We start from the raw sequence: 13,762 nt of genomic DNA on the forward strand, positions 1-13,762 counted from the left end.
GCCGTCTCCATGCGCTGCAATCCGTTGCAAAAGACTTAATGCTGCAATGAATTTCTGCTCTCTGCTGCCCGGTATTGTTAGGAAGATATGGTTAACAACAGGTAAGCGCGGCCATCATTTTCATGAGCCGCGCCGGTTTGGGCAGTGTAGTGCTGTGTGCGCTTAGAAGCTGATCGTTACGGTCAGCGTATCGCGGTAATTGCCAGCTTTGAGCTTGGCGGACGATGCTAGGCGCCCATAAACGGGCAAGACAACGACACCGGTGATGCCAGAGTTTCCGGTTACGTTTTTAGCCCCGCCCGTACCCCAGACCTGGCTACGCGGCGGGTCGCGGTACACATCATAGTTTATATACGCGCTGGCCGCCGCATTAAAGACACGGCGGTTGATACCGTTGGCGTAAAGGCCGGTATCGATGTCCACCGTAAAGGGAATGTTCGGCGTGCACGCGACAGTTACCGTGGTAGACGAATCGACATTAAGATTGGTCGGAACCGGGACCATGAACACCAGCGGCAAGGCAGAGACCGTGCAGCCGTTGATCACCGTGGCACGAACCGGCATCGTATAGGTCGCCTTGCCGGCATGCGCGGGCACAGCAGCAACCAGTCCGGTCGCAGCCAGCGCGATGCAGCATTGACGATGCGCGAATCGCATCAGTACCCCCAATCAGTCTTAATCGGAGGTCTAAGGGTTTACCCTTGCGATGAAGTTAAGGCTTAATCGAAGCCCTTAAGTGTATGGTATATTTAGAAATTAATAGTCACAACGACGCGGTCGGCATATTTGCCGGGTGAAATAGCCTGGGCAGTTCGTAAAGATCCGTAGGCCTTCAGTCTCGCTTGGCCGACAGCGTTGGTCACTCCTGAAGCGCTTTGTTCGGGCGAATCACTCCAGGGAAATAAGCGGGCAGGATCGCGGTAAATATCGTAGGCCAGATAGCGCATTGCAGCACTGTCAAAGGCCCGGCGCGTAGTCCCATCGGCATAGTCGCCGTGGTTTAAGCTCACAGTAAACGGCTGCTCCGGGCCGCATTGTACGTCGATCGCTGATTCGGCCTGCGTCGTCACGCCCTCACGAGCGGAAAGCGTAATGGGTGTGGCAGATACCGTGCAATTGGAAACGACTTCGACACTCACAGCAATAGCGCCGATGCTGGCTTCGCCGGCCCGCGCCTGCATGGGGGCGGATGAGGCGATCAGGGTCAGCAGGATGGACCGGCGAAGCACATCCTTGACCTAACTCAGCAGACTTGCTGGCGCACTACGGCACGCATCGGTAAATATGCGCATGAAACACCGGATCAGATTCCGCCGCCAGTAAGGCGCTGGCACACCAGATCAAGCTGATCGAGCGTGCGATAGCGGATGGTAACCGTCCCCGAACGCGGATCGGCATCGGCATTGATTCGCACGGGAAGACCCAGAAACTCCTCCAGATGGCCTTGCACTGCTGCGATATCGGCGGTTGAACCGACATCGGTTTGACCCCGGGCGCGGCGCGGTGCAGCACTGCCAGGCGATTTGCGTCGAACAAGTTTTTCGACCTCACGCACAGACAGGTGGCGCGCAACTGCGTCGGTGGCCACCATCAAGGCATCTTCAACTCCGATAAGCGCACGGGCATGGCCCATCGAAAGTCGACCTTCCTCCACCAGCTCAAGTACCGGTTCAGGCAATGTCAGCAGACGCTGGAAATTGGCGACGTGGCTGCGGCTCTTGTCGACAAGTTTTGCAATTTCGGCCTGGGTCAGCCCCTCATCCTCGGCCAATTTGTGATAGGCGCGCGCCTCTTCAATCGGGTTGAGGTCTTCCCGTTGGAGATTCTCGATCAAGGCCAGCGCTGTAATTTCGCGCTCGTCAAGATCTCGAATTAGGGCTGGTATTTCATGCAGTTGCGCTTTTTGCGCGGCCCGCCAACGGCGTTCGCCAGCGACCAGACGATAGCCTTGATCATGCGCTGTAACGATAACTGGCTGGATGACGCCGCGCGCAGCGATCGAAGCGGCCAGCTCGTCAAGCGCCGCCTCATCAAAACGCCGCCGTGGCTGACCGGGATGCGGCGAAATCGATGCAACCGCCAGCATGGCAAACCCCGCCCCGTTTAGACTTTGCCCGGCATCACCCGAAAGGCCCGCGACTACCAGCGGCTCTTCGCGACGCGAATCGCCCAGTAAAGCACCAAGACCGCGCCCCAGAGCCGGACGACGCGGGGATGCCTCAGGTTTGGACGGTGTGCGGACAGCTGGTTCGTCGCTCATGCAGCCTTCCTTTTTTCCGGCAACCGCGTGATCAATTCGCGTGCCAGGGCCATGTAGGCGCGGCTCCCGGCGCATGTGTGATCATAGACAAGCGCCGGCAATCCGTGACTCGGTGCCTCTGACAGGCGGACATTGCGGGGAATTACCGATTCGAACACTAAACCGCCGAGGCAAGAGCGTACGTCATCGGCAACCTGATCGGTGAGGCGGTTGCGCCGATCAAACATGGTCAATGCAATGCCGACAATCCCCAGATCAGGATTGAACCGCTGCTGGACCCGTTCGACCGTCTGCAAAAGTTGGCTCAGCCCTTCCAGCGCAAAGAACTCGCATTGAAGTGGGACAAGCAATGTATCGGCTGCGGTCAGGGCGTTGAGCGTCAGCAGCCCGAGAGATGGCGGGCAATCAACGAAGCAAATGTCGTGCCCGTGAGCGCCGTTCAGCGCATCGCGCAACCGATCAGTCCTGTTATCGACTGAGACGAGTTCAATTTCTGCGCCGGAAAGGTCAACGGTTGCAGGGATGATATCCAGATTGGGGATGCGTGTCGCTTGCAGGCATTCGTTGACGGATACCTGATCGACCAGGAGATCATAGGATGACCGTTCTCGATCATTCGTGGCGATGCCTATCCCGGTTGATGCGTTTCCTTGCGGATCAAGGTCGATCAGCAGGACTTTCCAGCCTGTTGCGGCCATGGCCGTCGCAATATTTATCGCCGTGGTGGTCTTGCCTACCCCGCCCTTCTGGTTGGCGATTGCCACGCGTATCACGACGTTTATCCCTTCATTCCGCGCTTTGCCGGTCGTCCAATATTGCCCACGATCACACCAGCTTCTGGGTCTGTCAGCGATTGTTCCACGTGGAACATATGTCTCCATCCCCCGAGTTCCTGCAATTCATGCGCGGCGGACCTGCCTTTGGGCAACAACCATAGTGTGTCTGCTGTGGAAAAACGCTCCGATAGGCTTATAAGCTTGTTCAGCGGAGCAAATGCCCGTGCCGAAACGACACGGACCGGAAATGACGAGAGCGACTCCAGTCGATCGCCATGTATTTCTACATTTTCGAGGCCGAGAGCCAATGTTGCTCTGGTAAGCCAGTCTATCCGCCGCGCCCGCGATTCAACCAGATGAACTTTAGATTCGGGACGCAGAGCGGCAATCACCAATCCAGGAAAGCCGGCCCCAGTACCCAAATCAAGCCAGGGTGAACACGTTTCACGTGGAGAGTGCGGCAACAATTGCGCCGAATCGGCAATGTGGCGCGGCCAAATCAGATCCAGACTTCCAGTGGAAACAAGGTTTTGCTTGCTGTTTTCTTCGGTGAGCAATGTGATCAGCTTTTCCAACCGCTCCCCCGCTTGCACATTCCACTCTGGCAGAGCGGAAAGCCAGGCACGCGCCGAACGTTCGTCATTCAATATCACGCGGCAATCCGCCGTGCCTGAACCAACAACGCGGCCAGAGCAGCGGGCGTAATGCCGGGAATGCGGCCTGCCGCAGCTAGTGTTTCAGGCCGGGCGGATGAAAGCCGTTCAACCATCTCTCGGGATAGCCCTGGCACGGCTTCGTACGGAAAGGTTTCACCCAGAACCAGTGCGTCAGCGGACCGCATATCGCGCAATTCAGCATCCTGCCGAACCAGGTAAGGTGCATATGCGGCGTCTTCGGCAATCTCGTCGAGGATATCGCAATCGCCGATCGGCAAATCGCCAAGCCAATTTGAAAGACCAACCATGCTTACGCCGTCAAAGCGCAACCAATCACGCAGGGTAAGTCGCCCGCCATCGGGCCTTACGGACAGGCCGGCAGCAATAAGGTCACCAGCCGCAACATTTAAGTCGAGACGGTCTTCTATCGTTCGCTTGGTTTGCTTTCGGTCCCGAAACCATTCGCGCCGCTCTGCACCAATGCAACCGGCTGCAAGGGCCAGATCGGTCAAGCGGGTTGAGGCATTGTTGGCCCGTAGACGCAATCGATACTCTGCCCGCGCCGTAAGCATCCGGTATGGCTCGCTTACGCCGTGAAGGGTCAGATCATCCACCATCACTGCAAGATAGCTGTTGGCGCGGTCAAGGGGCGCTGGTTCACGATCCAGCACAGACGCAGCAGCGTGCATTCCGGCGACCAAGCCTTGCGCGGCCGCCTCTTCATAACCGGTGGTGCCATTGATCTGACCGGCGCAAAAAAGACCTGCGATTGTCCGCATTTCGAGGCTTTTTCGCAGACTTCGGGGATCTACATGATCATATTCTACCGCGTAGCCCGGCACCACCATGTCGACTTTCTGAAGCCCCGGCATAGTACGCAGCATGGCCAGTTGCACGTCAGCGGGCAATGACGTGCTTATGCCGTTAGGATAAACCAGATGCGTATCAAGGCCTTCCGGTTCCAGGAAAACCTGATGCCCATCACGATCGGCAAAACGGTGGATCTTGTCCTCTATCGAGGGACAATAGCGCGGGCCAGACGCACCGATCGCGCCGCTGAACAACGGTGACCGATCAAGGTTGGCGCGAATGACTTCATGACTCGCCGGGTTGGTTCGGGTGATCGCGCAAAACACCTGCGGCAAAGGACGCCGCGTACCCATCGCGCTCATCGTCCACGGTTCGCTGTCTGACGGTTGTTCTTCGAGAACAGCCCAGTCTATCGTCCGGCCATCAAGACGAGGCGGCGTCCCTGTTTTGAGCCGAGCCATCGGTAAGGAAGCTGAACGCAGTTGATCCGCCAACCGTTGCGCCGATGCTTCATCGACGCGCCCTCCGGTCATGCGCTCTTCACCGCGGAATAACGTACCACCCAGGAACGTGCCGGTACACAAGACCACAGCCCGCGCTTTCAGCGCTGTCCCGTCAGCCAGCTCTACCCCCGTAACCCTTGCACCTTTAAATTGCAGCGATGCCGCCTCGCCGCCAATCAGGGTCAAATCGCCCTGCAAGGTTAGCAGCCGCTGAATTTCTGCTTTGAAACGTTTGCGGTCGGCCTGAACGCGTGGCCCCTGGACCGCGGACCCCTTTGAGCGATTGAGCATGCGGTAATGAATTGCGCCAGCATCTGCAGCGCGGGCGATGATACCATCGAAGGCATCAACTTCGCGTACGAGGTGGCCCTTGCCCAAGCCGCCAATGGCTGGGTTACAGCTCATCGCGCCAATGGTAGCCAGGTCAAAGCTAACCAGCGCCACACGTGCGCCCATGCGCGCGGCGACCGCAGCGGCCTCTACCCCGGCGTGTCCTCCGCCGATGACAATAATATCAAACCCACTCATGCGCCGGGACTCTTAGCGCAGACGTGTTCCACGTGGAACATTATTTGCCGATGCAGAATCGTCCGAACAACGTGTCCAGCATATCTTCGGTCGTGGTCCGGCCTAACAATGCGTCGAAGGCCAGTCGCGAAAGCCGCAAATTTTCCGCGATCAACAGCAGGTCGCCAACCATCGCTGCTGCGCCAAGCTCATCGGCTGCTTCAGACAGCAGGCGGTGTTGACGCGCGTTAAGTGCCGCTTGCCCAGGCGCCGGCATCGAAAGCCGTGCCGTCTGCACCAGATCAGCACGCAGCGCGTCGAGCCCTTCTCCCGTTTTGGCAGATACGCGGTGACGCGGGGTGACTTTACCGGGAAAGTCGGCGCGGTCTTGCTGGGGCGCAATTTCCCATGCCGATGGTGGTCCCTGCCCTTCAGGACCCAGCCACAAGACAAGGTCAGCCGCTGCCAAAGCGGACCGCGCGCGTTCTACTCCGATGGCTTCTACTGCGTCTTGCGTTTCGTCGCGGAGGCCTGCGGTATCGAGGAAACGAAAAGGGATACCGTTGATGGCGATGGGATAATTCAAGACATCCCGGGTGGTACCCGCCAAAGGAGCGGTAATCGCTGCCTCTTCCTGAATTAAAGCATTGAAAAGTGTGCTTTTTCCAGCATTTGGCGGACCCGCCAGTACGACTTTGAAGCCGTCACGCAACATCTCGGCTCGGGGCTGCGTCAGCCATGCCTGCAAACCGTTCTGCAAGTCTGTGATCTGATCGCCGAATCCAATCGGGAGCCCAGACACATCGTCCTCATCTCCGAAATCGAGAATCGCCTCTACCCTAGCCGAAAGCCCAAGCAGCCGATCACGCCACTCATCTACAGTGCGAGACAGGCTGCCGCTAGCCATCGCAATGGCTGCGCGCCGCTGCAATTCGGTTTCCGCTGCCAACAGATCGGCCAGGCCCTCGGCTTCAGCCAGGTCGATGCGTGCATTGGCAAACGCACGCCGGGTAAACTCCCCGGCCGTCGCCCCGCGAAGGCCAGGCACATCACCCAGGGCCTGCTCAACCGCCGCAATTACCGCGCGCCCACCATGGCAGTGCAATTCCAATGTATCTTCGCCTGTCGCTGTTCCTGGCCCCGGCAACCATAGCGCAAGAGCGCGATCAATCAGCTCTCCCCCGCCGTCACGCAGGCTGACTGTCACCGCTTTGCGCGGCGGCAAAGCCCGCCCGGCAAGGGCCCACAGCGCGGCGTCGGCCTGCGGACCGCTGACACGGATCAAGGCGATTGCTGCCGGTGGAGGTCCGCTCGACAAGGCGAAAATGGTATCATTCATGGCAGCGGGCGGGCGTCATGCCCGTTCAAACGTAACGCTCAGGTATCGTCCCGGGTTTTTTTTGCGCCGGCAGCAAAGGCATTTCCGCTTTCCATGAAGTTCTGAAACAACTTCATGCCGACTTGTCCCATCGGTGCCAGCCCTTTGGCGAACTCCTGCAGTTGATCGACGCTGCCCGCCCCCTTCATAGCCTTGGATATGGCATCAACGTAAAACTGGTTGGCTTTGCCCACATCTGGCAGGCCAAGGAAGGTGCGTGCCTCTTCGGGCGTGCAGTCGATTTCGACGTGAACTTTCATGGTGCCTCCTTGGGCGAGTGCCGGTCCCCTCGCGTGCCCTTGCTGGCATAGCCCCTTGGCAAAGTCTACGCCGCGCTTACGGTGGGCCGCAATCACCCTATTCCAACCGGAGCGATGACATGGCCGAATCAGTGCAAATCCCCACAATCGACGGCTCTGGCGCAATTCCGGCCCACGTTGCGCATCCGTCCGGCACTCCCAAGGGGGCTGTGATCGTCATTCCCGAGATATTCGGGGTCAACGCAGGTATTCGCGGGAAGTGCGCCAAGTGGGCCGACGCGGGCTATCTCGCGGTTGCGCCGGACATATTCTGGCGGTTTGCACCCGGCGTCGAACTTGATCCTGACATACCCGATCAGCTGAATGAAGCGTTCGGCTATTTTCAGCGATATGATCCGACTGATGGTGTCTACGATATCGAGGCGGTGATCCACTGGGTGCGGCGCAGCGCCGGCGTGGCAAAGGTAGGCTGCGCGGGATACTGCCTTGGCGGGCGGCTGGCCTATATGGCGGCGGCACGAACCGATATCGATGCCTCGGTCGGCTATTATGGCGTGATGATAGACCAGATGCTGGACGAGGCCCACGCTATCGCCAATCCGCTGATGCTGCACATTCCGACCGCCGATCACTTCGTCGGCCCCGAAGCCCAGGCCAAGATTCACGCCGCGTTTGACAGCCACCCCAAGGTTACGCTTCACGATTACGCTGGGCTAGATCACGGCTTCGCCGCCGAAATGGGCCAGCGCCGGGATGAAGCTGGCGCTCAGATCGCTGATGATCGCACAGCTGCGTTCCTTGCAGAGCATCTGCAATGACCTCGGCGGACCAAGGCATCGCCGCGTGGCATCGTTACATGGAGAGCGGCGGTAATCGCGATCTTTTGGCAGCGCTGGTGGCAGACGATGCAGTCTTTCACTCGCCCGTCGTCCATACCGCGCAAGTGGGCAAGGCCAAGGTCATGCTATACCTGCTGAGCGCTGCCAAGGTGCTGGGGAACGACAGTTTCCGCTATGAGCGTGAACTGGTCGACGGCAACGAAGCCTGCCTGGAGTTCACTGCCACGATTGACGGCATCCACGTTAATGGAATCGATCTCATTACTTTCGATGATCACGGAAAGATAAAGGATTTCAAGGTGATGGTACGGCCGCTCAAAGCCGTCAACAAGCTTTGGGAATTGATGGCTGCCCAGCTTCAGGCTGCCGACTGAAGCGACCCAAGCAGATAGGCCAGCCGCTGATCGACGGGAACCAAAGGTAACGGCGTAACGTTATATCCATAACGCTTCCACGCTGCTGTGACCGCCTGATCACTGGCAACGGCCGCGTCCCAATCCTGAATGCGCTCGGCATCCTGAACATAGATGTCCTCCCACGCCGGAGCACGAAACACCGGCCCTTCATAGCGCAAGGTCCGGCAAGCCCGGTCGACAGAGCGGGGCACGGAAAGACCCGAGACGTCAAGAAAACCGACGACATCCGGAAAACCGCGGTCGAACAGAATGATTCCCGGATAGTCGGCAAAACGCTCGTATTCACGGGCGTGAGCCTCGGCCATCGCCTCAGCAAAGCCAAGCGGATCCGTTTTGCGCAGGGTCATGCCGCCTGGTTGCTGCAGAATACGCCGTGCAACTTCCGGAGATGTCTGCAAGCCCGCCGCAGCAGCAGCGTCCAGCAGCGTGGTCTTTCCGGCCCCCGGCGCACCGGTAAGGACCGCGTGCCGGGGTACGGAAAGCGCCATTTTACTGGTTCATCGTGGCGAAGAAATCTTCATTGGTCTTGGAATCCTTCATCTTGTCGAGAAGGAACTCCATCGCATCGACCGTACCCATCTGCATCAAGATGCGGCGCAAGACCCACATCTTGGATAGCTTGTCCTTTTCGACCAGCAATTCTTCCTTGCGGGTACCGCTCTTGCCCACATCGAGCGCGGGGAAGATGCGCTTGTCTGCTACCTTGCGGTCCAGCACGATTTCAGAGTTACCGGTCCCCTTGAACTCTTCAAAGATGACCTCGTCCATGCGGCTGCCGGTATCGATCAGCGCGGTGGCGATGATGGAAAGCGAACCGCCCTCCTCGATGTTGCGCGCCGCGCCGAAAAAGCGCTTGGGACGCTGAAGCGCGTTGGCATCGACACCGCCCGTCAGCACCTTGCCCGAACTGGGCACCACGGTGTTGTAAGCGCGGCCAAGGCGAGTGATCGAATCCAGCAGGATAACCACATCCCGCTTGTGCTCGACCAGCCGTTTGGCCTTTTCGATGACCATTTCGGCCACCTGAACGTGGCGGCTGGCTGGCTCGTCAAAGGTGGACGAAATTACTTCACCTTTTACGCTGCGCTGCATGTCGGTGACTTCTTCGGGCCGTTCGTCGACCAGCAGGACCAGCAGAAACACGTCGGGATGGTTGTCGGTGATCGCTTTAGCGATGTTTTGCAGCAGCACGGTCTTGCCGGTGCGCGGCGGCGCAACAATCAGCGCGCGCTGGCCCTTACCCTGCGGGCTGATGATATCGATCACGCGCGCCGATTTGTCCTTGACCGTCGGATCAAGCGTATCGAGACTGAGTTTTTCGTCGGGATAAAGCGGCGTAAGGTTATCGAAATTGACCCGGTGACGAACAGCTTCGGGATCATCGTAGTTGACGCTGACCAGCTTGGTAATTGCAAAATAGCGTTCGCCGTCTTTCGGCGCGCGTATCTCGCCCTCGACCGTGTCGCCGGTGCGCAGGCCCCATTTGCGAACCTGGTTGGGAGACACGTAAATATCGTCCGGACCGGCCAGACAGTTTGCCTCGGGACTGCGCAGGAAACCAAAGCCGTCGGTCAGCACTTCAATCGTGCCTTGGCCGATAATTTCCTCACCGTCTTCGGCCACTTCTTTCAAAATGGCGAACATCAGGTCTTGGCGGCGCAGGGTTGATGCGCCTTCTACGCCGAGTTCTTCGGCCATTTCGACCAGTTCGGCCGAGGTTTTTTTCTTGAGTTCTTTGAGATGCATGTCGGGTTTCCGTTTGTGCGGATTTGGGTAATGGCCGGCCAGATCGAAGGGCTTGGGGAAAGCGGATCGTGCCGCGGAGAACCGCGTGCGAAGTGCCGGTAGCGCAGCAAATAGGCTGCCGCAGGCCTGCCGTCAACGGATCAGAACGGTTTAACGATCACCAGAATGACGATCAGCGCCGCAGCGATGCCCGGGATCTCGTTCAGCATGCGCAGGTGCTTGCCAGTCAGGCGCCGCTCTCCCTGGGCCAAAGCGGCGTGATATCCGGCCAGCCAGACGTGATAGGCGCTGAGCGCCAGTACCAAACCCAGCTTGGCGTGAAACCAGCCTTGACCAAAGGCGCCAATAGAGACTGCCAAGGCCAGGCCAAGAAGCCACACCACGACCAGCGAAGGCCACAGAATGATCTTCAGCAGCTTGGCCTCGCGGTCTGTCCACACCGCGTTTTCGGCCGAATCTATGGCGCATTCCTGATGGTAGACAAAGAAACGCGGCAACATGAACAGGCCGGCCATCCAAAAAATCACGAACACGACATGCCCGGCTTTCAGCCACAAATACGTCATGGAAAGCACCCACTGCATAAGCCAGGTCCATAGAGCCGCGAAGCTATCGAACTCAAGGAAAGATCATGCCGGCCTGTGACTTACCGCTGTCGGCTTGGCAAGGGCAGACTGTGCAAAGCAAAAGGCCCGGAACCGCGTGCGGTCCCGGGCCTTTTGTCAGAACCGGATCAGGCGGTCAGAACTTGCCGCGCAGTGTTACACCGTAGGTCCGCGGTTCGGCCAGGAATGCAGAAAAGATCTGGCGACCACCGGGGAACGCTGGATAGGTGAACGCGGCTGATGCACCGCCTGCCTGGAACGGGGTGTTGAAGGCAACCTGAGTATAATCCTTGTCGAACAGGTTCTGAACCCAGGCTTCTATCGCCCACTTCTTGTCCGGACCGCGCAGACCAACGCGGGCATTGACCAGGATGAAAGAATCCTGCGCTTTCTGCGGGAACAGGTCAGAACCGGTGTTATAATCGCTGCTTAACCGTCCATCGACGTAGAACAGGGCAGACAAGCCGGAACTGCCGATGTCCGGGGTCCAAGACGCCGAACTTGTCACGACCAGTTCCGGGGCGTTTGAAAGCTGTTTGCCCGGCAGCAGGCGCAGTGCAGGATCCAGCGGAGCGCCGCTTTTATTACCGACCAGGTCATTGCGATACTTGGTGCTCGAATAGGTCACACCAAAGTTGAAGGCCAGATTGCGTGCCGGATTGATGGCGCTTTCAATTTCAACGCCTTGGCTGAGGACGCCGTAGCTGACATCACCGATCGGACATGCTCCGGTGGCTGCGCTGGCATCACGGTCGAGCCCGCCAAGGCTTGATTTGCAGCCATTGACCGTCTGGACCAGGAAGACCGAACCATTGAAGGTGTTGAGCTGGAAGTTCTTGAACTCCTGCCGGAAGCCGGTGATCGAGACGCTGAACGGCCGGGTGCCGTATTTCAGCCCGACTTCGTACGCGTTGTTGAGTTCCGGATCGAATTGCAGGTTGCCAACCAGCGACTGGGCACCGCCAGCAGCCGCAAATGTAGTGGTGGGCACGCCAGCAACCGGCAGGATGGGTAGTTTCAGCGCCGACCGGTCAAGGTTGAAGCCGCCTGCCTTATAGCCCTTGGAAAAGCTGGCATAAGCCAGCAGATCGGGCGTGACCTTGTAAGACAGCACGGCAGTGCCGGTGAACTCGCTTTCATTGCGCTTGCTGTTAATCGAAACGCCGTTCAGTTCTGCGGTTGAGTTGCCTTGGCAGCCCAGCCCGATCAACGCGCCGGCCAGGCCACGCGCCAAGGCGTTAGCACTGGTGAGAGCACTGGTCAGACTGCTTTGCAGTGACGTACAGACCGTGTTGTTATTGCCGAAGGTGGCGTTGAAGTCCTTCTTTTCCCACGTGTAGCGCGCGCCCAGGGTCAGCTTGAGCTGATCGGTAAGCGAAATGATGTTGTGGGTGAACAGCGCGTAATTGCGGCTTTTCTGGTTATAGACATCAGTCGTGCTGCCAAGGTTATTCAGCCCGTCGAGCGTCGTGAAACCAGCTGCAATTGCTGCACCTGTAGCCCCGCCGCCGCTAGCACTTGCGATAGTTGCCGGTCCGACTGTCGGCGGAACGCAACCAACGTTGGTGGGCGAATACAGACCGGCAAGAGAGCCTCCGCTGATAATGCGGCAGGTGGCAAAGCGGCCATACTGGTTGCCAAACCGCAAATTGTCGGACAGCGACAACCGTTCATCGGCAAGGAAGCCACCGATTAACCAGTCCAGCTTATCGTTGAAGGCTGAACCTTGCAGGCGCAGTTCCTGGCTGAAAGTCTTGAACTGGCGGAACGCATTTCCGTCGTCGGACCGGTACAGAATATCGACCGCTGAATAGTCAGTGTCCGAACCTCCCCCGCTCTTGTATTCGCGGTAACCGGTGATCGAGGTCAGCTTGGCGGCACCCAGATCCTGGTTCCATTCAAGGCTGACACCGCCATCGTTGGTGGTACCGTGGAAAGTACGCCCTGAGTTTACCCAGATATTACGGCTGAACGGATCGCTGAAACCCGCTGCCGGCTGGCCAAGATCGGTCAACACGCGAACGATATTATTCTGTGCCGGATCGTTGAGCCCGCCAATCAACGGATTGAAGTTGCGATCAAGATAGACCGCAGCGCAGCAGTCTTCGCTCTTGTGGGAATAATCGCCAATCAGACGGATGGAGGTAGCATCGCTCGGCTCAAACAGCAGCTGGCCGCGCACGAAATACCGGTTCCGGTTGTTCACGTCGCGGTTGTTTAGCACGTCGTTGTAGAACCCGTCGCGCTTGGAATAAACGCCGTCGACACGAACAGCGAGTTGGTCCGAAATCGGACCGGTCAATCCGCCAGCCAGCCGCCAGTAGTTGAAGTTGCCGTAAGTCGCTTCGGCATTGCCCCCGAAAGTGAATGACGGCTTCTTGCTGATCACGTGGATCAGGCCTGCCGAAGCATTGCGCCCGAAAAGCGTACCCTGCGGACCGCGCAGCACTTCAACACGTTCGATTTCGCCCAGTTCATTAAGGCCTATACCTGAGCGCGAACGATAGACGCCATCGATGAATACCGCGACAGAACTTTCCAGACCGGGATTGTCACCAACCGTGCCGATGCCGCGAATACGCGCCGAACCGTTTGCTTCGGTGCCGGTAGAGGATACGAGCAGCGACGGGGCAAGCTGGTTAAGCTGGCGAATATCGTTTGCCCCCGAGTTTTGCAAAGACTGTGCATTGACCGCCGAAATCGCGATCGGCACGTTCGACAAAGCTTCGGCCCGGCGGGTCGCGGTGACGATAATTTCACCGCTGGCAGTTTCACCTTCGTCAGCCTGTGCAGTGGAATCCTGCGCGTAGGCCGGCGCGCTGAGCGCCAGAACGCTTGAAGCCGCAACAAGCGCCTGCAAGCTGATTTTCCGCGAAAAATACCTCATCAATCGACTCCCATTGAAATCCGGCCCGACCTTATGCGGTCGTGGTTAGCTGTTCAGTTCTAGACCCGGCGCAACAATCTCTCAATGTCCGAAATGCTTGGCGAACACAATTAACCGGC

At 58.3% G+C, this 13,762-nt stretch carries 14 protein-coding genes; 2 read left to right on the top strand and 12 right to left on the bottom strand.

The annotated features are described in order from the left end of the window. Window positions 1-162 precede the first annotated feature (162 nt). The 8 genes from Q0L62_RS01210 to Q0L62_RS01245 form a co-directional block, all read right to left on the bottom strand. A complete protein-coding gene (locus tag Q0L62_RS01210; RefSeq protein ID WP_296675259.1) occupies window positions 163-657 on the bottom strand; it encodes a spore coat U domain-containing protein in 495 nt (164 codons plus the stop codon). A gap of 92 nt (window positions 658-749) precedes the next feature. Continuing rightward, entirely contained in the window at window positions 750-1,229 is a 480-nt protein-coding gene (locus Q0L62_RS01215; RefSeq protein WP_296675262.1) for a spore coat U domain-containing protein, read from the bottom strand. A gap of 74 nt (window positions 1,230-1,303) precedes the next feature. Further along, a complete protein-coding gene (locus tag Q0L62_RS01220; protein WP_296675263.1) occupies window positions 1,304-2,260 on the bottom strand; it encodes a ParB/RepB/Spo0J family partition protein in 957 nt (318 codons plus the stop codon). Beyond that, window positions 2,257-3,033 carry an AAA family ATPase gene (locus Q0L62_RS01225; RefSeq protein ID WP_296675266.1) on the bottom strand — a complete coding sequence of 259 codons (777 nt, stop codon included), beginning with the start codon at window positions 3,031-3,033 and terminating at the stop codon, window positions 2,257-2,259. Before Q0L62_RS01225 ends, Q0L62_RS01220 begins: the two co-directional genes overlap by 4 nt. 5 nt (window positions 3,034-3,038) lie before the next feature. Continuing rightward, the gene (gene rsmG / locus Q0L62_RS01230) at window positions 3,039-3,686 is read right to left on the bottom strand and encodes a 16S rRNA (guanine(527)-N(7))-methyltransferase RsmG (RefSeq protein WP_296675536.1); all 648 of its coding nucleotides are present in this window, start codon (window positions 3,684-3,686) and stop codon (window positions 3,039-3,041) included. Beyond that, window positions 3,686-5,533, bottom strand: a complete 1,848-nt coding sequence (gene mnmG / locus Q0L62_RS01235; protein WP_296675269.1) for a tRNA uridine-5-carboxymethylaminomethyl(34) synthesis enzyme MnmG — start codon at window positions 5,531-5,533, stop codon at window positions 3,686-3,688. Before mnmG ends, rsmG begins: the two co-directional genes overlap by 1 nt. A gap of 40 nt (window positions 5,534-5,573) precedes the next feature. After that, a complete protein-coding gene (gene mnmE, locus Q0L62_RS01240; RefSeq protein WP_296675271.1) occupies window positions 5,574-6,851 on the bottom strand; it encodes a tRNA uridine-5-carboxymethylaminomethyl(34) synthesis GTPase MnmE in 1,278 nt (425 codons plus the stop codon). 38 nt (window positions 6,852-6,889) lie between these two features. Beyond that, on the bottom strand, window positions 6,890-7,150 hold the full coding sequence (locus Q0L62_RS01245) for a DUF6489 family protein (RefSeq protein ID WP_296675274.1): 261 nt from the start codon (window positions 7,148-7,150) through the stop codon (window positions 6,890-6,892). 119 nt (window positions 7,151-7,269) lie between these two features. Here Q0L62_RS01245 and Q0L62_RS01250 point away from each other — a divergent pair, with 119 nt between their 5' ends. After that, a complete protein-coding gene (locus Q0L62_RS01250) occupies window positions 7,270-7,968 on the top strand; it encodes a dienelactone hydrolase family protein (RefSeq protein ID WP_296675276.1) in 699 nt (232 codons plus the stop codon). After that, window positions 7,965-8,363: a nuclear transport factor 2 family protein gene (locus Q0L62_RS01255; RefSeq protein ID WP_296675279.1), complete on the top strand. Its 399-nt coding sequence runs from the start codon at window positions 7,965-7,967 to the stop codon at window positions 8,361-8,363. The genes Q0L62_RS01250 and Q0L62_RS01255 overlap by 4 nt, the downstream gene beginning before the upstream one ends. Here the strand turns inward: Q0L62_RS01255 and Q0L62_RS01260 are convergent. From Q0L62_RS01260 to Q0L62_RS01275, 4 genes are all read right to left on the bottom strand, one after another. Next, the gene (locus Q0L62_RS01260; RefSeq protein WP_296675282.1) at window positions 8,348-8,893 is read right to left on the bottom strand and encodes an AAA family ATPase; all 546 of its coding nucleotides are present in this window, start codon (window positions 8,891-8,893) and stop codon (window positions 8,348-8,350) included. The genes Q0L62_RS01255 and Q0L62_RS01260 overlap by 16 nt on opposite strands. A gap of 1 nt (window position 8,894) precedes the next feature. Then, window positions 8,895-10,151: a transcription termination factor Rho gene (gene rho, locus Q0L62_RS01265; protein WP_296675285.1), complete on the bottom strand. Its 1,257-nt coding sequence runs from the start codon at window positions 10,149-10,151 to the stop codon at window positions 8,895-8,897. A 140-nt stretch (window positions 10,152-10,291) separates the two neighbouring features. After that, window positions 10,292-10,735: a CopD family protein gene (locus Q0L62_RS01270; RefSeq protein ID WP_296675288.1), complete on the bottom strand. Its 444-nt coding sequence runs from the start codon at window positions 10,733-10,735 to the stop codon at window positions 10,292-10,294. Between the two features lie 157 nt (window positions 10,736-10,892). Continuing rightward, window positions 10,893-13,643, bottom strand: coding sequence for a TonB-dependent receptor (locus tag Q0L62_RS01275; RefSeq protein WP_296675291.1), 2,751 nt, complete (start codon window positions 13,641-13,643; stop codon window positions 10,893-10,895). Between the last annotated feature and the right edge of the window lie 119 nt (window positions 13,644-13,762).

Source organism: Novosphingobium sp., assembly GCF_024642085.1.
Classification (GTDB): Bacteria; Pseudomonadota; Alphaproteobacteria; order Sphingomonadales; family Sphingomonadaceae; genus Novosphingobium.